Annotated in this window: 21 protein-coding genes; 15 read left to right on the forward strand and 6 right to left on the reverse strand. The window is 71.2% G+C overall.

Features of this window, described 5'->3' with window-relative positions:
* The first annotated feature begins 2 nt into the window (after nucleotides 1-2).
* The 5 genes from BLV96_RS29925 to BLV96_RS29945 are packed head-to-tail and all read left to right on the forward strand — an operon-like array spanning nucleotide 3 to nucleotide 4,135.
* Nucleotides 3-1,364, forward strand: a complete 1,362-nt coding sequence (locus BLV96_RS29925) for a WXG100 family type VII secretion target (RefSeq protein WP_086674667.1) — start codon at nucleotides 3-5, stop codon at nucleotides 1,362-1,364.
* Nucleotides 1,364-1,834, forward strand: a complete 471-nt coding sequence (locus BLV96_RS29930; RefSeq protein ID WP_208608360.1) for a hypothetical protein — start codon at nucleotides 1,364-1,366, stop codon at nucleotides 1,832-1,834. The genes BLV96_RS29925 and BLV96_RS29930 overlap by 1 nt, the downstream gene beginning before the upstream one ends.
* Entirely contained in the window at nucleotides 1,831-2,151 is a 321-nt protein-coding gene (locus tag BLV96_RS29935) for a YbaB/EbfC family nucleoid-associated protein (protein ID WP_086674669.1), read from the forward strand. The genes BLV96_RS29930 and BLV96_RS29935 overlap by 4 nt, the downstream gene beginning before the upstream one ends.
* On the forward strand, nucleotides 2,151-3,521 hold the full coding sequence (eccD, locus tag BLV96_RS29940; RefSeq protein ID WP_086674670.1) for a type VII secretion integral membrane protein EccD: 1,371 nt from the start codon (nucleotides 2,151-2,153) through the stop codon (nucleotides 3,519-3,521). The genes BLV96_RS29935 and eccD overlap by 1 nt, the downstream gene beginning before the upstream one ends.
* Before the next feature lie 14 nt (nucleotides 3,522-3,535).
* Nucleotides 3,536-4,135 carry a DinB family protein gene (locus tag BLV96_RS29945; protein WP_086674671.1) on the forward strand — a complete coding sequence of 200 codons (600 nt, stop codon included), beginning with the start codon at nucleotides 3,536-3,538 and terminating at the stop codon, nucleotides 4,133-4,135.
* Nucleotides 4,136-4,225: 90 nt separating this feature from the next.
* Here the strand turns inward: BLV96_RS29945 and BLV96_RS29950 are convergent, their stop codons facing one another.
* Complete coding sequence (locus BLV96_RS29950) at nucleotides 4,226-5,272, reverse strand: type VII secretion protein EccE (RefSeq protein WP_086674672.1); 1,047 nt, start codon at nucleotides 5,270-5,272, stop codon at nucleotides 4,226-4,228.
* Between the two features lie 140 nt (nucleotides 5,273-5,412).
* Here BLV96_RS29950 and eccB point away from each other — a divergent pair, with 140 nt between their 5' ends.
* Genes eccB through BLV96_RS29965 form a run of 3 tightly spaced genes read left to right on the forward strand, consistent with a single transcriptional unit; the run spans nucleotide 5,413 to nucleotide 8,191 of the window.
* Nucleotides 5,413-6,834 carry a type VII secretion protein EccB gene (eccB, locus tag BLV96_RS29955; protein WP_086674673.1) on the forward strand — a complete coding sequence of 474 codons (1,422 nt, stop codon included), beginning with the start codon at nucleotides 5,413-5,415 and terminating at the stop codon, nucleotides 6,832-6,834.
* A gap of 11 nt (nucleotides 6,835-6,845) precedes the next feature.
* The gene (locus BLV96_RS29960) at nucleotides 6,846-7,538 is read left to right on the forward strand and encodes a response regulator transcription factor (RefSeq protein ID WP_208608361.1); all 693 of its coding nucleotides are present in this window, start codon (nucleotides 6,846-6,848) and stop codon (nucleotides 7,536-7,538) included.
* A complete protein-coding gene (locus BLV96_RS29965; protein ID WP_086674675.1) occupies nucleotides 7,535-8,191 on the forward strand; it encodes a response regulator in 657 nt (218 codons plus the stop codon). Before BLV96_RS29960 ends, BLV96_RS29965 begins: the two co-directional genes overlap by 4 nt.
* A 76-nt stretch (nucleotides 8,192-8,267) precedes the next feature.
* Here BLV96_RS29965 and BLV96_RS29970 read toward each other — a convergent pair whose 3' ends face one another.
* On the reverse strand, nucleotides 8,268-9,062 hold the full coding sequence (locus BLV96_RS29970; RefSeq protein WP_086674676.1) for a carbon-nitrogen hydrolase family protein: 795 nt from the start codon (nucleotides 9,060-9,062) through the stop codon (nucleotides 8,268-8,270).
* An 83-nt stretch (nucleotides 9,063-9,145) separates the two neighbouring features.
* On the opposite strand from BLV96_RS29970, the gene hisD reads away from it, so the two are divergent.
* Genes hisD through BLV96_RS49990 form a run of 4 tightly spaced genes read left to right on the forward strand, consistent with a single transcriptional unit; the run spans nucleotide 9,146 to nucleotide 12,319 of the window.
* Nucleotides 9,146-10,468, forward strand: coding sequence for a histidinol dehydrogenase (gene hisD / locus BLV96_RS29975; protein WP_086674677.1), 1,323 nt, complete (start codon nucleotides 9,146-9,148; stop codon nucleotides 10,466-10,468).
* Nucleotides 10,468-11,568 (forward strand): histidinol-phosphate transaminase, encoded by a 1,101-nt coding sequence (locus tag BLV96_RS29980; RefSeq protein WP_086674678.1) that lies wholly within the window; start codon nucleotides 10,468-10,470, stop codon nucleotides 11,566-11,568. The genes hisD and BLV96_RS29980 overlap by 1 nt, the downstream gene beginning before the upstream one ends.
* Nucleotides 11,565-12,164 carry an imidazoleglycerol-phosphate dehydratase HisB gene (gene hisB / locus BLV96_RS29985; protein WP_086674679.1) on the forward strand — a complete coding sequence of 200 codons (600 nt, stop codon included), beginning with the start codon at nucleotides 11,565-11,567 and terminating at the stop codon, nucleotides 12,162-12,164. Before BLV96_RS29980 ends, hisB begins: the two co-directional genes overlap by 4 nt.
* Nucleotides 12,161-12,319: a hypothetical protein gene (locus BLV96_RS49990; protein ID WP_167379781.1), complete on the forward strand. Its 159-nt coding sequence runs from the start codon at nucleotides 12,161-12,163 to the stop codon at nucleotides 12,317-12,319. The genes hisB and BLV96_RS49990 overlap by 4 nt, the downstream gene beginning before the upstream one ends.
* A 61-nt stretch (nucleotides 12,320-12,380) precedes the next feature.
* Here BLV96_RS49990 and BLV96_RS29990 read toward each other — a convergent pair whose 3' ends face one another.
* A complete protein-coding gene (locus BLV96_RS29990) occupies nucleotides 12,381-14,573 on the reverse strand; it encodes an MMPL family transporter (RefSeq protein WP_086674680.1) in 2,193 nt (730 codons plus the stop codon).
* A gap of 205 nt (nucleotides 14,574-14,778) precedes the next feature.
* Between BLV96_RS29990 and BLV96_RS29995 the strand changes: the two genes are divergently transcribed.
* Entirely contained in the window at nucleotides 14,779-15,369 is a 591-nt protein-coding gene (locus BLV96_RS29995; RefSeq protein ID WP_086674681.1) for a TetR/AcrR family transcriptional regulator, read from the forward strand.
* A gap of 4 nt (nucleotides 15,370-15,373) precedes the next feature.
* On the opposite strand, the gene BLV96_RS30000 is transcribed toward BLV96_RS29995, so the two are convergent.
* Together BLV96_RS30000 and soxR are read right to left on the reverse strand one after the other, a co-directional pair.
* Nucleotides 15,374-15,907, reverse strand: a complete 534-nt coding sequence (locus tag BLV96_RS30000; protein ID WP_086674682.1) for an RNA 2'-phosphotransferase — start codon at nucleotides 15,905-15,907, stop codon at nucleotides 15,374-15,376.
* A gap of 33 nt (nucleotides 15,908-15,940) precedes the next feature.
* Nucleotides 15,941-16,402 carry a redox-sensitive transcriptional activator SoxR gene (soxR, locus tag BLV96_RS30005; RefSeq protein ID WP_086674683.1) on the reverse strand — a complete coding sequence of 154 codons (462 nt, stop codon included), beginning with the start codon at nucleotides 16,400-16,402 and terminating at the stop codon, nucleotides 15,941-15,943.
* A 53-nt stretch (nucleotides 16,403-16,455) separates the two neighbouring features.
* Here soxR and BLV96_RS30010 point away from each other — a divergent pair, with 53 nt between their 5' ends.
* Nucleotides 16,456-17,151: a thiamine pyrophosphate-dependent enzyme gene (locus tag BLV96_RS30010; RefSeq protein WP_086674684.1), complete on the forward strand. Its 696-nt coding sequence runs from the start codon at nucleotides 16,456-16,458 to the stop codon at nucleotides 17,149-17,151.
* On the forward strand, nucleotides 17,148-18,032 hold the full coding sequence (locus tag BLV96_RS30015; protein ID WP_086674685.1) for a transketolase family protein: 885 nt from the start codon (nucleotides 17,148-17,150) through the stop codon (nucleotides 18,030-18,032). The genes BLV96_RS30010 and BLV96_RS30015 overlap by 4 nt, the downstream gene beginning before the upstream one ends.
* On the opposite strand, the gene BLV96_RS30020 is transcribed toward BLV96_RS30015, so the two are convergent.
* Nucleotides 18,010-19,008 (reverse strand): hypothetical protein, encoded by a 999-nt coding sequence (locus tag BLV96_RS30020; protein WP_167379782.1) that lies wholly within the window; start codon nucleotides 19,006-19,008, stop codon nucleotides 18,010-18,012. The two genes, BLV96_RS30015 and BLV96_RS30020, sit on opposite strands and share 23 nt — an antisense overlap.
* Between the last annotated feature and the right edge of the window lie 441 nt (nucleotides 19,009-19,449).

The following is a 19,449-nucleotide window of genomic DNA, read 5'->3' on the forward strand; positions in this document are numbered from 1 at the left end:
CCATGTGGTCCTCGGGGGTCGTCGACGCGTCGGGCGTGGTCAGCTCCGTGCTGTCCGGGTACCGGCGCGTCCTGGTCGAGTGTCAGAGACGCGTCACCGGTGACCCCGGTGCGCTCAGCGCCGCTTCGCAGCGGGTCGCCACCCAGGCCTCGACGGTTTCGGGCAAGGCTCGCGAGATCGACGAGTCGGCCAAGACGCTGCACGCGGACTGGGACGGCGACGCCTACACCGCGTTCGCAACGGCGTCGCAGACCCTGGGCCAGGAGCTCACCGACGCCGCCGCCAAGCTCGACGACCAGGCGCAGCGGCTCTCGACGGCGTCGCAGCTGGTGCAGTCGGCGAAGGCCGCGGTCGACTCGGTCATCGCGCAGTTCGACCAGTACGCCCAGCAGCTGACCGCGCAGGCGCGCGCGGTGAACTCCGGCTCGGTCGGCGCGTTCATCCAGGCCGCGCGGCAGCTGGGGGAGCAGAGCGTCCAGGCCGCCCGCCAGGTCGTCGACGAGTTCTCCGAGGCCCTCGCCGAGCTGTTCCCGCCCGAGGGCACCCAACGGCTCGAGTACAAGCTGGGCAAGAAGACCTGGGGGCCGCTGGGCTGGCTCAACGGCAGCACGCTCGACGGGCGCAAGCGGCCGCGGGGCGCGCCGTCGTGGTTCAAGAACTCGGGCTGGAAGAAGCTCACCTGGGACGGCCTCGAAGGCACGCGCGCGCCGAAGAAGGCGGACACGCCGTTCGGCCAGCCGAAGCCGGAGAGCGTCAAGGACAAGCTGGGACGCAACACCGAGATCACGTACTACAAGTTCAAGCACGAGCAGGACGGCTTCACCCCGGAGTACGACGGCAAGATCACCTCGAAGGGCTGGGACGTCGGCGCGTCCGGGCACACCGAGCTGGCCGCGGTGAAGGAAGAGGCCGAGCTCAAGGGCGACTGGGGTCCCGCCGCGGCGCACGCCAAGGGCACGGTCTTCGCCGGCGGCGAGGCGAGCGCGTCCGGCACGATCGGGGCGCACGGCGTCGGCGCGCACGCGAACGTCTTCGCCGGCGGCAAGGTCGAGGGCGAGGTGGCCGCGGACGTCGCCGGCATCGGCGTCGGCGCGAACGGGACCCTGCAGTACGGCATCGGCGCGCAGCTCGACGCCCAGGCCACCTACGACGCCGGGCACATCAAGGTCAACTTCAAGGCGGGCGCGGCGCTCGGCCTCGGCGCCGGGGTCGGCGCGAAGATCGACATCGACCTGCCGAAGCTGGGCCACACCATCACCGAGTACGGCGGCGCGGCCGTCGACGCGGTCGGCCACGCCGCTTCGGACGCGGCCGACGCCGTCGGCTCCGCTTGGGACGACGCCGTTTCGTACGTGGGGCTGTGATGACGCTTCCCCTCGACTTCGTCATCCCGGACGGCTGGACCGCCGTCGAGCCGGGCGACTCCGGCGCGGTGTTCGTCGCCGTGCACGACGCCGCACCGGGCGAGTTCGTCCCGAACATCACGGTGAGCGTGCAGCAGCGGCCGGACGAGGCGTCGATCGACGCCGTCGCCGCCGAAGCCGTCGAACGGCTTTCGCTGGTCTCGGCCGGGCTCGAGGTGCTGAGCCGCCGCGACGTCGGCGCCCCGGCCGCGCCCGGCGTCATGCAGCTGCTGCGCCTGCGCACCGGCGAAGGCGACGAGCTGATCCAGACCCAGGTGCACCTGACCGTCCCCGGCGTCACGCCGGCGGAGCGGCTGGTGCTCGAGCTCGCCTGCACGGCCGCGCCCGCGACCGCGCGGCGGCTCTCACCCGGTTTCCAGCGGTTCGTGGGCAGCGTCCACGTCCGCCAGCACGAAGGGACGCAACAGTGACCGATCCGTACGCGGTGCCGGACATGGACGAGCTGCTCGCACAGGTGCGCAAGCAGACCGAAGAGGTCCAGCGGATCCAGCGCACGGTCGAGGCGATGGAGGTCAAGGCGCACTCGCGGCAGAACGAGGTCACCGTCACGCTCCGCGGCGACGGGCGCTTCACCTCGATCGACATCGACCCCCGCGCGATCCGCGAGTACGACGCCCGCAACCTGTCGGAGATCGTCCTCGAGGCGGTGAACGCCGGGCTGCAGAAGCTCGCCGAGGCGTCCAACGCCAAGTTCGCCCCGGTGATCTCGGCCGCGAAGAACGTCTGATGACCGCTTCGTTGACGGGCACGACCCGCCGGGTCACGGTGGTGACGCCGAGGGCCCGGGTGGACGTCGCCCTGCCGCAGCAGTCGACGTTCGCCGAGCTGGTGCCGCAGCTGGTGCGGCTGGCCGGAGCCGCCGGGCAGGCGTCGGCGGAGCATCCGGGCTGGGTGCTTTCCCGGCTCGGAGGTGCGCCACTGGCGCTCGGCTTGAGCGTCGCGGCCGCCCAGATCCGGGACGGCGAAGTGCTCCACCTGACCCCGCGGGAACGCCCGCGGGGTCCGCTGCTGTTCGACGACGTCGTCGACTCGATCGCCAGCGTCGCCGATTCGTCCGGTGGCTGGGGGCCTTCGGTCGCCCGGCGGTCCGGTTTGGTGGCCGCGGTGGTGCTGCTGCTGGCCGGCGGTCTGCTGGTGCAGTCGGCGGCGTCCGGCAGCGTCCTGGCACCGATCGGCACCGGGCTGCTGGCCCTGGTGCTGTTGCTGGGCGGTGGCGCGCTGAGCCGCGCCTACGGCGACGCCGAGGCGGGCGCGGCCGGTTCCTTGGCGGGAGTCGGCGTCGCGCTGCTGGCGGGGATGTCCGTGCTGCCGCCGCACCCGCTGTTCTCGTTGTCGGCGGGCCCGCTGGCCGCGGGGCTCGCGGCGGTGACGGTGTACGGCGTCCTGGCGGCGGTCTCGGTGGCCGACCGGTTGCCGTGGTTCGTGGCGATCACTTCGTCGGCGGGCTTCGGCGCGGTGACGACGGGCGTGGTCCTGCTGGCCGGCGTCTCGCCCGTGTCGGCGGCGGCGGTGGTCGCGGTGCTGGGCACGGCGCTGGCGGCGGTGGCCCCGATGCTGGCGTTGCGCCTGGCCCGGTTGCCGCTGCCCCGGGTGCCGGACGACATGGAGGCGTTCCGCGCGGACGAGCAGCCGTCGCTGGGCACGGAGATGATCGGCCGCACGTCCCGCGCGCAGGCGGTGCTGACGGGCCTGCTGGTCGGCCTCGGGTTGGTGGTGCTGGCATCGTCGGTGGTGCTGGCATCGGGCGGCCCGTGGGACGCGGGCCTGGCGGGTCTGCTGGGCGTGGCGTGGATCCTGCGGTCCCGGTCGTACGCGGGCCGGGTCCAGCGGCTGGTGCTGGTGGGCTTCGGCATTCTCGCGTTGGTGTGCGCGGGAGTGTGGCTGGTGGTGTCGGGCAACCGCACGGTGGTGTTCGCAGCGGGCGGCGCGGTGATCTTGGCGGCGGTGGTGTGTTTGGTTTACGCGACGCGGGTTGCACGTGGGTTGCGTTCGCCTTATTGGTCGCGGCTTTTGGATGTTTCGGAGTTTTTGGTGCTGCTGTCGCTGGTGCCTTTCGTGGGCATGATCGCGGGGGTTTACGAGGCAGTCCGCGGCTGAGATAGCTTCGTCGCATGACCGACTCCGATCCCAAGGACGATCTGCGGCGATACCTGCAGACGGCCCGCGAAGCGCTGGTGTGGAAGCTCGACGGGCTTTCCGAGTACGACGTGCGCCGCCCGATGACGCCCACCGGGACCAACCTGCTCGGTCTGGTCAAGCACCTGGCCGGGGTCGAGCTCGGCTACTTCGGCGAGACGTTCGGCCGGAAGTTCCCGGAGCCGCTTCCGTGGTACGACACCATGGACGACAACCCGGGCGTCGACTTCTGGGCGGCCGAGGACGAGTCGCGCGACGACATCGTCGGGCTCTACCGGCGCGTCTGGGCGTTCGCGGACGAGACCATCGAGCCGAACCCGCTGGACGCGCCCGGCGAGGTCCCGTGGTGGCCGCCGGAGCGCCGCGAGGTGACGCTGCACCGGGTGCTGGTCCACGTGATCGCCGAGATCGACCGCCACGCCGGCCACGCCGACATCATCCGCGAGCTCATCGACGGCGGCGCCGGCCTGCGCGCCGACGCGTCGAACCTCCCCGACCAGGACGCGGACACGTGGGCGGAGTACCGCGAAAAGCTGGAGAAGGTCGCCCGCGCGGCCGGCCCGGCGCGGTCGTAGTGCCCTGGGGCCTGTCCGGCGCGAACCCGCCGGACAGGTCTCTCCGGCGATGAGCCGCACCGGCCGGATCGGGACCGGCGCGGCGATTTTTCAGCTGTCCAAAGCCAAGGGAAGGGTCTGCCGCACGGCAGCCCCGTGCCGGCCGTGCAGCGGAATCGCCGCCGCCACGACCGGCGCCGGGGCACCCGGCCGGGCGCCCACCCGGACCGTCACTTCGGCCTTCTCACGCCCGCCCGGCGTCCGCGTCAGCGTGTACGACGTCGCCGTGAAAGCCGCTCCCGGCACCGAAAAGTCCACCACCCGGGACGACCGCGGCCGGAAGCACACCTGGCTCCCGTTGCCCCACACCCAGGACTTCCAGCGGTCCGGCGGCCCGGAAGCCGCCCCCTGGACGCCCAGCGCCACGCGCAGCTCCTTCGCCAGCTCACCGGCCTCCAGCACGGTGCTCTGGTACCCCGCCTCGGCCAGCGCGCCCATCAGGCTCAGCGCCGCCGACGCCGTGCTCCGCAACGCCCCCAGGTCGCCGCCGCCGCGGGCCAGGGCCGCGATCGGGGCCAGGTCCGGCCGGTACCGCACCGCCAGCCACCGCACCCGCAGCACCTGGTCGCCGCGCGGGATGGCCCACGTCAGCAGCTGCGCCGACGCCAGCGGCACGTCCGTGCGCGCGTAAGCGGAGCGCAACGCCTCCACCAGCGGGCCCGGCGCGCCCGGGCCCTGCGTCAGGCGGACCAGGGCGCTCCAGCCGCCGTCGACCTCGGCGACGCCGAAGCGGTTGCCCGCGCGGTCGACGTGCTGGCGCACCTTGACCGGGCCGGCGACCGACAGCAGCGGGTCGGGGCTCTCGCGGCGCGTGTCGTGGCGCCGCAGCCGGAACGCCGTCCAGGTCAGCGCCCAGCCCGCCAGGTGCCGCCCGGCGAACCGCACCGACGTCAGCAGGACCAGCAGCCCGGCGGCCGCGCTGACACCGATTCGCACCGGCTGCGCGACGCCGTCGACCAGCCACGCGAGCAGCACGGCGATCCCGGCGATCTCCCACAACGCGGCCTGCAGCGGCCGGATCGGCAGCAGCCAGGGCAGCGGCGTGGACGCGGGCCGCGGCGGTGCCGGACGCACGGCGCCGGCGGTTTCGACGGACACGGGCTCCCCTTTCCCCGGGGCTCCGACGCTACTGCCTCCCCAGATGCCGCGTGGGCGTAAAAATTACCCTCCCCGTAGGCCGTCCGGGTGCCTAGCGTCGGGCACTCGGGAGGACGACGCACAGCCGGGGGCCAGTCAGCGTGTGGACGCAGCGGGACCAGATCCAGGCGTACCAGTTCCTCCGGCGCAGGCTCGTCTCCGCTCTCGTCGCGGCCGACGCCAACCACCCCGTCTCGCCCAGCCGCCGGCTCGTGCTCGCGACCGTGCTGGGGCTCGTGGCCGCGCTGCTCGTCACCGCTGTCTTCGGCATCATCGGCCTGCTCAACCCCTCCGGCGGCAAGGACTGGCTGGCCGGCGGCAAGGTGATCGTCGAGGAGGGCACCGGCGCGCGGTTCGTGCTCGGCGCCGACGGCGTCCTGCACCCGGTCCTCAACTACGCCTCCGCGCGCCTGCTGGCCGGCGGCGCCGGCGACGCGACCGTGTCCGTCTCCTCGGAGAACCTCGGCAAGGCCGGCCGCGGCACCCAGATCGGCATCCCGGGCGCGCCGGACTCGCTGCCCGCCGCGAGCGCGCTCGTCACGACGCCGTGGACGAGCTGCAGCCGCACCACCCAGGACGCGCCCGCGTCGGCCGAGCCGCGCACCGCCGTCCTGCTCGCCGCGCCCGCGTCCGGCGTCGAACTGCCGCGCGACCAGGGCGTGATCGTCCGGCTGCCGTCGGGCGACCGGTTCCTGCTCGCGGGCGGACGCCGCTACAAGCTGTCCGACGAGGCCGCGACCGCGCTGCAGTTCGACAGCTACCCGACGATCGCGGTGTCCGCGCGGTGGATCGACACCGTCCCGGCCGGCCGCGACCTGACCGCGTTGCCCGTCGACGGCGCCGGCGACCGCGGCCCCCGGGTGGGCGGCCGCGACTCCCGCGTCGGCGAGGTCCTCGCCGTCGTCGACGCGATGGCCGCGCCCGGCTCGGCGACGTCGTACTACCTGGTGCGCCGGGACGGGCTCGAACCGGTCGGGCAGACCGAGGCGAGCCTGCTGGTCACCACCGAAGCCAACGCGGCGGCCTACGAAGGGACGCCGAAGCCGGTCGAGGTCCGCGCGGCCGACGTCGCCGCCGTGCCGAAGGTCGCCGCGCCCCGGGCCGGGGGCGCCGACCCCGCGGCCTTCCCGGACCGCATCCCCGGCAAGGCGCCGATCACCGGCGGCTCGGTCGCGCTGTGCGTTCAGGGCAGCCGGTTGCTCGTTTCGGCCGAATTCCCGCTTTCCCCTGGTGCCAAGGCAATCCAGGTCGCCACGAGGACCGAAGCACGGGTGGCGGACGAGGTGTTCGTACCTCCGTCGGGGGGAGCCGTCGTCGTCGAATCCGGCTCGGCCACCACGTACCTGGTGACCGACACGGGCCGGAAGTACCCGGTGGTGAACGCGCAGGCGCTGGCCTCGCTCGGCTACGGAAGCGTGGCGAAGTCACCGGTCGCAGGTAGTTTGCTGGCATTGGTGCCGACGGGCCCCGCGCTGGACCCGGCCACGGCCGGGCGGCCGGCTCCGTCGGGTGGAACGGGGTGAAAGTCGTGCAAATGACAGAAGAGCGTTCGACCGGCGACGCAGACCTTGGGCGGGTCCGCGTCGCGGTCATCGAGGACCACCCGTTGTACCGCGTCTCGGTGGAGCGGGTGCTGGCCGAAGCCGAGTTCATCGAGCTCGGCGCGGTCGTGGACTCGGTGGCGCGGTTCCACGTCCACCGGCAGCCGCCGGGCAGCGTGGTGCTGCTGGACCTGGGCCTGCCCGGCGTCGCGGGGGCGGCCGCGGTGCTGGAGGTCTGCGAGCTCGGGCACCACGTGCTCGTGGTTTCCGCGCAGGCCGAACCCGAAGTCGTGCTGGGGGCGATCGCCGCGGGGGCGCGGGGGTTCCTCTCGAAGGACGTCGACGCGGACGAGCTGCTGATCGCGATCAAGACGGTGGCCGACGGCGGTGCGTACGTCTCCGCGGTGGTCGCCGGGATGATCATGAAGGACAACGCGGACCGGCCGGCCGTCTCCGCGGACGTCGAGCTGTCGCCGCGCGAGGAGCAGGTGCTGCGGCTCGTCGCGGCGGGGGAGCGCGACGTCGACATCGCGCTGATCCTCGGCATCGGCGTCCGGACCGTGCGGGGCTACCTCGACCGCATCCGCGACAAGACCGGCGAACGGCGGCGGCCGGGGCTGGTCAAGGAAGCCATCCGGCGCGGCCTGATCGGTGGCTCCGGGCCGCGGCGCGGCGGCCGCAAATGAGCGAGCCCGCCGACGACGCCCCGGCTCCCCGCCGGATCCACGTCGGGGTCATCGAGGATCACCCGCTCTACCGGTACGCGCTCACGCGCGTGCTCACCGAGGCACCCGACATCGAGCTCGGCGCGGTCGCCGACTCGGTGGCCCGGTTCGCGGTGCAGGACCAGCCGGCGGGCAGCGTCGTGGTCCTCGACCTCAAGCTCCGGGGCGTCCAGGACGCGGCCGCGGTCCTGGAGGTGGGGCAGATGGGGCACAAGGTGCTGGTGGTGTCCGCGCACGCGGAACAGCCGGAGGTCCTGGGGGCGATGCAGGCGGGCGCGAAGGGGTTCCTGTCGAAGGACGTCGACGGCGACGAGCTCCTGCGCGCGATCCGCACGATCGCCGACGACAACGCGTACGTGTCGCCGACGCTCGCCGGGATGATCATCCAGGACAGCGAAGAGCGCCACGCGGGCCCGAAGATCGTGCTGTCCGAGCGCGAGAAGCAGGTCCTCCGGCTGGTGGCGGCCGGGGAACGCGACGTCGACGTGGCGGAGATCCTGAACATCAGCGTCCGGACGGTCCGCTCGTACCTGGACCGCATCCGCGACAAGACGGGCGAACGCCGGCGCGCGGGGTTCGTCCGGGTCGCGATCCGCGAAGGCCTGCTCCGCTAGCGCTCAAAGGCGGCACTTTCACGTGAAAGTGCCGCTTTGAGCCGCAAAGCGTAGCTTTCACGTGAAAGCTACGCGTCTAGAGCCGGCGGTTGGCGAGGGCGCCGGTGGCCGTGCGGGCCTTGGCCGCCACCGCGGGGTCCACGTCCACCAGCAGCGTCTCCGGCCCCGCGCCCGCGGCGGCGTGCACCCGGCCGAACCCGTCCGCGACCAGCGAATACCCGATCCCCGTGGGCGCCTTCGGGTTCACCGTGACGCCGGTCGCGGCCGGGTCGGCCTGGCCGCACGCCAGCACCCAGCAGCCCGAGTCCAGGGCCCGCGCCCGCACCAGCACCTCCCACTGCTCGCGCTTGCCCTCGCCGGCGCCCCAGGACGCCGGCAGCAGCACGACGTCGGCGCCGTCGTCGGCCAGCGCGCGGAACAGCTCCGGGAAGCGCACGTCGTAGCAGGTCGCGACGCCGTAGACGACGCCGTCCAGCTCGAACGTGGCCACCGCGGTGCCGGGAGCCACCGTGTCCGACTCGGCGAACCCGAACGCGTCGTAGAGGTGGATCTTGTCGTAGCCGCGGTGCTGGCCGCGGCCGGTGACCAGCAGCGTGTTGCGCACCCGGCCGCCGTCCGCCGGGGTGAACATGCCGGCGACGACCACGACGTCGTGCTCGGCCGCCACCGCGGCCACCGCCGTCGCCCAGGGCCCGTCGAGCTCCTCCGCGACCGGCTCCAGCGGACGCCCGAACCGCGCCATCGTCGCTTCGGGGAACACGACGATCCGCGCGCCGTCCGCCACCGCGGCTTCGACGCCGGAGCGAATCAGCTTCAGGTTCGCCTCCGGATCGTCACCCGAGTTGACCTGGCACAACGCGATTCGCGCCACCGCTGCCTCCTGCATGCTGGGATCGGCCGTCACCGGGGAGTATCGCTGAAAACCCGCTGGGCGTGACCTCGTACCCTGGGAGCATGTTGAACCGCACCGACCTGCGCGGGCAGGTCCCGACCGCCGCCGAACTGCGCGCCACGCTCCCACGCGCCGAATACGACGTGGACGCGGCGCTGCATCACGTGCGCCCGGTGGTCGAGGCGGTCCGTGACCGCGGTGTCGAAGCCGTCCTCGAGTACACCGAGAAGTTCGACAAGGTGCGCCCCGCGTCCGTGCGGGTGCCGCGTGCTTCGCTGACGCAGGCCCTGGCGGAGCTGGACCCGGCCGTGCGCGCCGCGCTGGAGGAGTCGATCACGCGCGCCCGCAAGGTGCACGCGGAGCAGCGCCGCACCGACGTCACGACCGCGGTCGTCGACGGCGGCACGGTCACCGAGAAGTGGGTGCCGGTCGAGCGCGTCGGGCTGTACGCGCCGGGCGGGCTGGCCGTGTACCCCTCGACCGTGGTGATGAACGTCGTCCCGGCGCAGATCGCCGGCGTCGGCTCGCTGGTCGTGTGCTCGCCGCCCCAGGCCGCGTTCGACGGGCTGCCGCACCCGACCATCCTCGCCGCGGCCGAGCTGCTCGGCGTCGACGAGGTGTGGGCGGCCGGCGGCGCGCAGGCCGTCGCGCTGCTCGCGTACGGCGGCACGGACACCGACGGCGCCGAGCTCGCCCCGGTCGACATCGTCACCGGCCCGGGCAACATCTACCTCACCGCGGCCAAGCGCCTCCTGCGCGGCCTGATCGGCATCGACTCCGAAGCCGGGCCGACCGAGATCGCCATCCTGGCCGACGAGACCGCCGACCCGGTGCACGTCACCGCCGACCTGATCAGCCAGGCCGAGCACGACCCCCTCGCCGCGAGCGTGCTGGTGACGACGTCGGTCGAGCTGGCCGACGCCGTCGACAAGGAGCTGGTCAACCGCGTCGCCGCGACGAAGCACAGTTCGCGCGTCGCGGAAGCGTTGGCGGGCAAGCAGTCCGGGATCATCTTGGTGTCCACAGTGGACGACGGACTGCGCGTGGTCGACGCGTACGCCGCCGAGCACCTGGAGATCCAGACGGCGGACGCTCGCGCGGTCGCCGCCCGGGTCCGCAACGCCGGCGCGATCTTCGTCGGCGCGTACGCCCCGGTGTCGCTGGGCGACTACTGCGCCGGGTCCAACCACGTCCTGCCCACCGGCGGGTTCGCCCGCCACTCCTCGGGCCTGTCCGTGCAGAGCTTCCTCAAGGGCATCCACGTCGTGGACTACTCCGAGGACGCGCTGCGCGAGGTCGCCGGCCGCGTCGTCGCGCTGGCCGACGCCGAGGACCTGCCCGCGCACGGCGAGGCCGTCACCGCGCGGTTCGGAGGTGCGCTCTGATGGCGATCGGCGAAGAGGTCACGCTGGAGCAGCTGCCGCTGCGCGAGGACCTGCGCGGCAAGATGCCGTACGGGGCGCCGCAGCTGGACGTCCCGATCCGGCTCAACACCAACGAAAACCCCTACCCGCCGCCGCCTTCGCTCGTCGAAGACGTGGCCGAGGCGGTCCGCGTGGAGGCCGCCGAGCTGCACCGCTACCCGGACCGCGACGCGCTCGAGCTGCGCCACGACCTGGCCGACTACCTGAGCGTGTCGACGCGGGTGGTGCTCACCGAGGCGAACGTCTGGGCCGCCAACGGGTCCAACGAGGTGCTGCAGCAGATCCTGCAGGCGTTCGGCGGTCCCGGGCGCAGCGCGCTGGGGTTCGAGCCGTCGTACTCGATGCACCCGATCATCGCGTCGGGCACGCGCACCGAGTGGGTGCCGTCCCCGCGTCGCGACGACTTCACGCTGGACACGGCCGCGGCGGCCGAGGTCATCGCTTCGAAACGGCCGGACATCGTGTTCGTCACGAGCCCGAACAACCCGACCGGCGGCTCGATCCCGCTTTCCGAGCTGCGTGCGCTGCTGGACGCGGCCACCGGGATCGTCGTCGTCGACGAGGCGTACGCGGAGTTTTCGTCGCAGCCGAGCGCGGTCTCACTGCTGGCGGACTACCCGGCTTCGCTGATCGTCTCGCGCACGATGAGCAAGGCGTTCGCGTTCGCGGGTGGCCGGCTGGGCTATCTGGCCGCGGCGCCGGCGGTCGTCGACGCGTTGCAGCTGGTGCGGCTGCCGTACCACCTTTCGCGCCTGACGCAGGCGGCGGCGCGGGCGGCGTTGCGCCACGCGGACGCCACTTTGGACAGTGTGCACAAGCTGGCCGCGGAACGCGACCGCGTCGTGGAAGCCTTGGCGGGACTGGGGTACGACCCCGTGCCGAGCGACTCGAACTTCGTCCTCTTCGGACGGTTTTCGGTCCCGGCGGACGCGTGGCGGTCCTATTTGGACAAGGGGGTGCTGATCCGCGACCCGGGCATCCCCGGTCACCTGCGCGTGAGCATCGGCACCCCGGAGGAGAACGACGCCTTCCTCGAGGCGAGTAAGGAAGTCTCGCGATGACCCGCATCGGCAAGGTCGAACGGACCACCAAGGAGTCCTCGATCTTCGTCCAGCTGGACCTCGACGGCACGGGCGAGGTGGAGATCTCCACGGGCGTGCCCTTCTACGACCACATGCTGACGGCGTTCGGCGTCCACGGCTCCCTGGACCTCAAGGTGGAGGCCACGGGCGACATCCACATTGACGCGCACCACACGGTCGAGGACACGGCGATCGTGCTGGGCCAGGCGATCCGCCAGGCCCTGGGCGACAAGAGCGGCATCCGCCGTTTCGGCGACGCGTGGATCCCGATGGACGAAACCCTGGCCCACGCGGCGATCGACGTGTCGGGCCGGCCGTACTGCGTGCATGTGGGGGAGCCGGAGCAGTTCAACACGTTCGCGATCGGCGGAAACTACCCGTTCGTGCTGACGCGCCACGTGTTCGACTCGCTGTCGTTCCACGCGCAGATCGCGTTGCACGTGCGGGTGATCCACGGCCGCGACCCGCACCACATAGCGGAGGCGGAGTACAAGGCGGTGGCAAGGGCGCTGCGCGCGGCGACGGAGCCGGACCCGAGGGCGGGCGGAATCCCGTCGACGAAGGGCGTTCTGTGAACAACGGAGTAGTCGGAGTCCTCCTGCTCGCGCTCGGAGGATTCCTGGTGGGCGGCGTCTATTCGACGTGGAAGACGGCCAAGTTCATGGCGGTGGTCCTGGGCATCGCAGCCCTCCTCGCCATCGGCGGCGCCATCTTCTGGCTCATGAGCTGAAAAGCCGTGAATGGCACATTGAGGGACATAGCGTCCCTCAATGTGCCATTCACGGACTTGGCTAGCGGGTGGCGCCGACCAGTTCGCGGGGCTCGTCGCCCGGCGCGTCCAGGTGCTTGGTCAGCTTCTCGCCCTCCACGTCCACATCCGGCAGGATCCGGTCCAGCCACTTCGGCAGCCACCACGCGCCACGGCCCAGCAGCGACATCACCGCCGGCACCAGCGTCATCCGGACCACGAACGCGTCCACCAGCACGCCGAACGCCAGCGCGAAGCCGATCGACTGGATCAGCGTCGACTCGGCCAGGACGAAGCCGGCGAACACGCTGATCATGATCAGCGCTGCCGCGACCACCACCCGGGCGCCGTGGCGGAAGCCCGTCACCATCGCTTCCTGCGGCTCCGCGCCGTGGACGTGCTCCTCGCGCATCCGCGTCACCAGGAACACCTGGTAGTCCATCGCGAGTCCGAAGAGGACACCGATGAGCAGGATCGGCAGCATGCTCATGATCGGCCCGGTCGACTCGACGCCGAGCAGGTCCGTGAGCCAGCCCCACTGGAACACCGCGACCACCGCGCCGAACGTCGCCGCGACCGAGCCGAGGAAGCCGATCGTCGCCTTCAGCGGCACCACCACCGAACGGAACACCAGCATCAGCAGCACGAACGCCAGCCCGACGATCAGCGCCAGGTACGGCAGCATCGCGTCGGACAGCTTCTCCGAGACGTCGATGTTCGCCGCGGTCTGCCCGGTGACGGCCAGCTTCGCTCCCGTCGCGTTCTCCAGGACGCCGGATTCACCGCGGATCGCGGCGACCAGGTCCTCGGTCTGCGTGCTGCTCGGCCCGCTCTTCGGGATCACCGTGAGCAACGCCGTGTCACCGGACTGGTTGACCCGCGGCGGGGTGACGGCGGCGACGTCGGGCAGCTTCTGGATGTCCGCCGCGGCCTGGCCGAGCGCGGCCTGGCGGTCGGTGCTCGCGCCGGCGTCGACGACGACCAGCAGCGGCCCGTTCGAACCCTCGCCGAAGCTGCGGCTCGCGATGTCGTACGCCTTCTTCTGCGTCGACTCGGGCGCCGCGGTGCTGTCGTTGGGCAGGCCGAGCTGCATGCCGAGCGCGGGCAGCGCGACGACGGCCATCCCGGCCACCGCGACGAGCAGCACCGGCCACCGGTGGCGGGCGACGAACCGCGCCCAACGCTCGCCGTGCGTCGTTTCGACGGGCTTGCGGCGCAGCCGGATGCGCTCGCCGGCCACCCGGGTGCCGGCGAAGCCGAGGATCGCCGGCAGCAGCGTCAGCGCGATGACCACGGCGACCGCGACGGTGACGGCGGCGGCCACGCCCATCTGGCCGAGGAACGGGATGCCGATGACGGTCAGCCCGGCCAGGGCGATGATCACGGTGAGCCCGGCGAACACGACGGCCGAACCGGCGGTGCCGGTCGCGCGGCCCGCCGCCTCTTCGGGATCGCGTCCGAGACTCAGCTCGTGCCGGTAGCGCGACACGATGAACAGCGCGTAGTCGATGCCGACGGCCAGCCCGATCATCAGCGCGAGGATCGGCGTGTTTGAGTTGAGCTCCAGGAAGCCGGAGGCGAGGAAGATGCCGCCCATCCCGGTGCCGACGCCGATCAGCGCCGTGAGCAGCGGGATCCCGGCCGCGACCAGCGAGCCGAACGTGATGATCAGCACGACGGCGGCGACCGCGACACCCAGGCCTTCGGTCGCGCCGGTTTCGGGGATGCCCTGCACGGCGTCGCCGCCGAACTCGACGGTGAACCCGGCGTCGCGCGCCGCGTTCGCCGTGTCGAGCAGCGCCTGGCGGTCACCGTCGGTGAGCTCGTACGCCTTCGCGCCGTAGCTGACCTGGGCGAGCGCGACGTGCTTGTCGGGTGAGATCGACTGCGCCTGGAACGGGTCGACGACGGCGGCGACCTTCGGCGCCGTCTTCAGCTGCCCGACCAGGGCCTCGACCGCGGCCTTGCCCTTGGCGTCGGTCACCGTGGTGCCCGCGGGCGCCTCGATGACGACGCGCGCGGTCGCGCCACCCGCGTTGGCCTGCGGGAACTTCTCGGTCAGCTGGTCGACGGCCCGCTGCGACTCGGTGCCGGGGATAGTCACCGAGTTCGACAACTGGCCGGACAGCGTCAGGGCGCCCAGCCCGAGCGCCACGAGGACGGCCGCCCAGACGGCGGCGACCAGCGCTCGCCGTCGGAAGGACAACCGGCCGAGCCGGTACAGGAAGGTCGCCACGAGTCAGCTCCGTTTCGCCCGAACGGGGTCGGTTCACTCCACTTGATTACTGACCAAGCTAGCCGATCGGCAAGGAGACCTCCAAGCCGATCGGCAAGTATGTGACTTGCCGAACAGCAAGGTTTATCCCAGCCGATCGGCTAGTAGTCGGTTTGCCGATCGACAGGGAGTGACGTACGCTCCGACGGCTCGCTGAGGAGGAAGAATGACCGCCGGCCCGGCCGAGGACACCCGGACCCGACTGCTGCAGACCGCGCTGCGGCTGTTCACCGAACACGGTGTCGAGGGCACGTCGCTGCAGATGATCGCCGACGCGCTGGGGGTCACGAAGGCGGCGGTCTACTACCACTTCAAGACGAAGGCGGAGATCACCGAGGCGGTGGCCGAGCCCGGCGTGCGCGACCTGGACGAGCTGGTGCTGCGCGCGGCCGCGCAGAAGCGCCGCGGCACGCAGGTGGACCTGCTGCTGGAGGGGTTCGTCGACCTGGTGATCCGGCACCGCGCGCTGGTGGCGCTGTTCTCGAGCGACCCCGGCCTGGTGCGCGCGATCGAGAAGTCGGCGCACGGCGGCATGGAGGGCTTCGGTCAGGCGCTGCTCGGCATCCTGTCGGGTCCGGACCCGACCCCGGCGGCCCGGGTCAACGCGATGGTGACGCTGACGGGCATCGCGATGGCCGGCGGTTCCCCGGACCTGGCCCGGCTGGGCGACGAAGAGCTGCGCACGGAGCTGCTGGACGTGGGCCGCCGCCTGCTGGGCCGCCCTCGCCGGCGCGGCCTCGCTTCGGTGACGCCGTAGCCGGTCAGCCGACGCGGTAGAGGTACTCCGGCGGCACCGCGGCCGTCAGCCACACGCCGTTCGCGCTGACCTGGAAAGCGTGTCCCGCGGCGGCCATCGCGGCCGCGTCGACGCGCAGGACGACCGGCTTGCCGCGCCGGGCACCGACGGTGCGTGCGGTGTCGACCGTCGCCGAGAGGTGGACCGCGTGGCGGTTCATCGGGCGCAGCCCCTCGCGCAGGATCGCGTCGAGGAACTTCGCGACCGTGCCGTGGTAGAGGACGTCCGGCGGGACGGCGTCGGCCAGCCCGAGGTCGACGTCGACGCTGTGGCCCTGGCTGGCGCGGATGCGCGTGCCGGTTCCGTCGAAGGCGAAGCGGCGCTTGTTGTTCGTCTCGACGACTTCGTCGAGCTGCTCGCGGGTGATGTTCAGCGCGCGCAGGAGCTGCTCGACCGGCGCCCAGCCGTCGGGGCTGAGCGTGAGGCCGATGGCGGCGGGATCGTGGCGAAGGTGGCGCGAGAGCCGCTTGGAGATGCGGATCGTTTCTTTCTCGTTCATTTCCTGCCCAGGATCCCCCGGCGGGCAAGCGATTTAGATGCCGCCCTCGACGGCGGGACGCAGTTTGCTCGCCCCCGGCCCGAAGCGGGCCAGCTCGTCGTCGTTGTTGTAGAGCGCACAGCTGCGCAGCGACAGGCAGCCGCAGCCGACGCAGCCGGTGAGCCGGTCGCGCAGGCGCTGGAGGGCGTCGATGCGGGCGTCGAGCTCGTGTTGCCAGTCGCGGGACAGGCGTGCCCAGTCGGCCTTGGTCGGGGCGTGGCCGGCGGGCAGCGTTTTCAGCGCGGAGCTGATGTCTTCCAGCGAGAGCCCGACCCGTTGCGCGGCGCGGATGAACGCGATCCGGCGCAGCACCGACCGCGAGTAGCGGCGCTGGTTGCCCGCTGACCGTTCCGAGCTGATCAGCCCTTTTTCCTCGTAGAACCGCAGTGCCGTGTGCGGCACCCCGCTGCGGTCGGCCACCTGTCCGATGCTGAGATGTTCAGCGAGCCTCGTCACCAGCTCAGGCTATCCTTGACTTCGAGTTTAGTCGAGGTTGCATCGTCGAAGACATGACCACTGCGACCGAGCTGGGTTACGCGGACCTGCCGCGCCTGATTTCGCTGATGACCGGCGACGACAAGCACCACGCCGCCGCGGAGTCCACTGTGGACGTGTTGTGGGTGCTGTACGACCGCGTGCTCGACATCACGCCGGCGAACTTCCGGTCACCGGACCGCGATCGGTTCCTGCTGTCCAAGGGCCACGGCCCCATGGCGTACTACGCGGTGCTGACGGTGAAGGGGTTCTTGGCGGAGGCGGAGCTGCCGACGTGGTCGAACGCGCTGTCCCGCCTGGGCCACCACCCGGACCGCCGACGCGTCCCGGGCGTGGAGATTTCGAGCGGTTCGCTGGGCCACGGCCTGCCGATCGCCCTGGGGACAGCGCTGGGCTTGCGAGCCCGCGGCTTGCCGTCGAAGGTGGTGACATTGATCGGCGACGCGGAGCTGGACGAGGGCTCGAACCACGAGGCGATCGTGGTCGCGGCGCGGTCGGGACTGGAGAACTTGACGACGGTGGTGATCGACAACCAGTCGTCGACGCGAGGGTGGCCGGGCGGGATAGGGAGCCGCTTCGAGGTGGAGGGCTGGGAGACACGCACGGTCTCCGGCCGCGACCATGCTGCGTTGTACTCGGCTTTCAGTTCGCCGCATCCGGGTCGCCCGCTGGCTGTGGTCGCGGTCGTCGAACCGAAGGGGCTGTCATGAGGGAGACGTTTCTCCGCGTCACGGAGGAGATCCTGGACGCGGACCCGGACGTGGCGGTGGTGCTGGCGGACATTTCGGCGGCCCAGCTGGCCGGCGCCGCCCGGCGTCATCCGGATCGGGTGATCAACGTGGGGATCCGCGAGCAGTTGTTGGTCAGCGCCGGTGCGGGGTTGGCGTTGGCCGGGCTGCGGCCGATCGTGCACACTTTTCCGTCGTTTTTGGTCGAGCGGGCTTTCGAGCAGATCAAGCTGGACTTTTCGCACCAGGAGGTGGGTGGGGTTCTAGTGTCGTACGGGGCTTCGTACGACATGCCGCTCGCGGGGCGGACGCACCAGTCACCTGGGGATGTCGCTTTGATGGACTCCTTGCCGGGGTGGACGGTTCATGTTCCCGGGCATGCTTCCGAGGTCCGTCGGTTGTTGCTGGAGTCGGTTCCGGGGGATGGCCGGGTTTACTTGCGGCTCTCGGCTCAGACGAACTCGGCGCCGCATCTCGGGGTGGGATTCACGCGGTTGCGGTTCGGTTCTTCGGGAGTTGTTGTCGCGGTTGGTCCGGTGCTTGATCGGGTGCTGCGGGCTTGTGCTGGGCTGGATGTGACGGTGCTTTATGCGTCGACGATTCGGCCTTTCGATGCGGCTGGTCTTCGGTCGGCGGTGCTTTCTGCTTCGCCTTCGGTGGTTCTGGTGGAGCCTTACTTGGCGGGGACTTCGGCTCATTGGGTTTCGGAGGGCTTGTCGGACTTGCCGCATCGGGTGAAGTCGTTGGGGGTTCGGCGGGATGCGGAGGTGCGGACTTATGGCGGGATCGCGGACCATGACCTGGCACATGGGCTGGATGCCGGGTCGTTGAGGCTGTCGATCAGGGACTTCCTGGGGGAGTAGAGTCGGCATCAGGTTCGCGGTATCGGAGATCGACGTGCTCGCCGGCGAGTAGCCGCATAAGCTTTTCGTTGTTCTTGCGTTCTTCGTCGGAATTCCGGGGAAGCTCGACGTTGAGCGATTCGTACAAAGCGAACCGGTCGAGATCGATGATGGTTCGGACAGCTGTCGTGTACTCGTCGGCCGCGGCAATCGAAGCGCGGTAGGCGAGGTACGCCAGCGCATAGGGGATCAACGCGATCAGCAACCACCATCCGTCGGTTGCCAGGCAGGCAAACGTCTCCGTCGCGGCGAGCAGGGACACGACGCACAACCGTACCGATGTGTCGAGCTGTTGCCGGGTGTCGTCGACGTATCCGACGTGTCGTTCCGGCGCGACGAGGCTGAAGTGCGGGGCCGTCCGGATAGCCTCGATGCCGTATTGCCGTCCGGCTCGATCTTCTTCGCGGCGGAGGGCGTTGCCCAGCCGGGTCGGCATGATCCGTGACGGGTCGGGAAATCCTCGCGCGATGTGGTCGAACGCCGCTTCGGCCGTCAGCAGCCCGACGAGATGCGCTCCTCGTTCTGAATTCAGGAGGTCGAGACGAATCTGAGCCTTGGTTCGCTGGTCCCCTTCAAGCGTATCGTCGCCTTGGGCGATGAGAAGAGCCTGCACCTCTGTGGTCAGCTGCCGCTGCACGGCGTTGCGCATCCTCACGGCGGTGGTGCGTCGCGCCCGGTAACTCTCGACGCGCAGCCTGGCGAGAGTCCGCGCGAGCGGATGGTTGCCCCAATAACCTTCCAGTAGCTGGGTCATACCGAACTGCAGCGGATGAACGAACAGGCCGGTCGCCAAGCTGGCCAGCAGGATCCAGCCGAAGGCGACGAGATCGAGCCTGCCGAACCTATCGGCGAAAAGTGCGAGATCCGGCGCACCCGTCCAGGCGCCGGCTGCGGCGAGAGCGGCCGACCAGAGCACCAGGAACAAAGCCGGGAGCATGCTTACCAGGCTGAAGTATCGCCCGATCCGACTACCGAGGGCGACAGTGCCCTCGACCACTGACGGCATGCTCACTTGCGGCTGCCTTTGTTCCGAGGCGGTCGGGAACACTCGCCGCAGTAGAGCCTGCCAGCCGAGTTTCGCTCGTAAGTGCCGTCACAGCCCGACTTGTCGCAGGGGCCTCCCTCTTCGACAGGACCACGGCCGGCCATCCGGGGGTCGCGGTTGTATGCCAGCGTGTGCAGCGACCGGGGGGCTGTGAAGACCAACCACAGTCGTCGCATACGAGACCCCGCCCTCCAGGATCGATCCATGGTAGGCCAGCATGCTGGTGGAGTCGACCAGCTGGGAGGAGGTAGCGACGGGTGCTTTCTCCCTGGTTCTGGCCCGTGCTGGTGATCGTCGCAGTCGCTTCGGCCGGAGCGCTGGGGCCCGGTTGGG

Origin of the sequence: Amycolatopsis pretoriensis (assembly GCF_900107925.1) — a bacterium.
In the GTDB taxonomy this organism is placed as follows: domain Bacteria; phylum Actinomycetota; class Actinomycetes; order Mycobacteriales; family Pseudonocardiaceae; genus Amycolatopsis; species Amycolatopsis pretoriensis.

Bases quoted from the DNA above. Each gene is read 5' to 3' on its own strand.
- BLV96_RS29925 (WP_086674667.1), top strand. From the start codon at position 3: ATGTGGTCCTCGGGGGTCGTCGACGCGTCGGGCGTGGTCAGCTCCGTG.
- BLV96_RS29930 (WP_208608360.1), top strand. From the start codon at position 1,364: ATGACGCTTCCCCTCGACTTCGTCATCCCGGACGGCTGGACCGCCGTC.
- eccD (WP_086674670.1), top strand. From the start codon at position 2,151: ATGACCGCTTCGTTGACGGGCACGACCCGCCGGGTCACGGTGGTGACG.
- BLV96_RS29945 (WP_086674671.1), top strand. From the start codon at position 3,536: ATGACCGACTCCGATCCCAAGGACGATCTGCGGCGATACCTGCAGACG.
- BLV96_RS29960 (WP_208608361.1), top strand. From the start codon at position 6,846: ATGACAGAAGAGCGTTCGACCGGCGACGCAGACCTTGGGCGGGTCCGC.
- BLV96_RS29965 (WP_086674675.1), top strand. From the start codon at position 7,535: ATGAGCGAGCCCGCCGACGACGCCCCGGCTCCCCGCCGGATCCACGTC.
- hisD (WP_086674677.1), top strand. From the start codon at position 9,146: ATGTTGAACCGCACCGACCTGCGCGGGCAGGTCCCGACCGCCGCCGAA.
- BLV96_RS29980 (WP_086674678.1), top strand. From the start codon at position 10,468: ATGGCGATCGGCGAAGAGGTCACGCTGGAGCAGCTGCCGCTGCGCGAG.
- hisB (WP_086674679.1), top strand. From the start codon at position 11,565: ATGACCCGCATCGGCAAGGTCGAACGGACCACCAAGGAGTCCTCGATC.
- BLV96_RS29995 (WP_086674681.1), top strand. From the start codon at position 14,779: ATGACCGCCGGCCCGGCCGAGGACACCCGGACCCGACTGCTGCAGACC.
- BLV96_RS30000 (WP_086674682.1), bottom strand. From the start codon at position 15,907: ATGAACGAGAAAGAAACGATCCGCATCTCCAAGCGGCTCTCGCGCCAC.
- BLV96_RS30010 (WP_086674684.1), top strand. From the start codon at position 16,456: ATGACCACTGCGACCGAGCTGGGTTACGCGGACCTGCCGCGCCTGATT.
- BLV96_RS30015 (WP_086674685.1), top strand. From the start codon at position 17,148: ATGAGGGAGACGTTTCTCCGCGTCACGGAGGAGATCCTGGACGCGGAC.
- BLV96_RS30020 (WP_167379782.1), bottom strand. From the start codon at position 19,008: ATGCTCCCGGCTTTGTTCCTGGTGCTCTGGTCGGCCGCTCTCGCCGCA.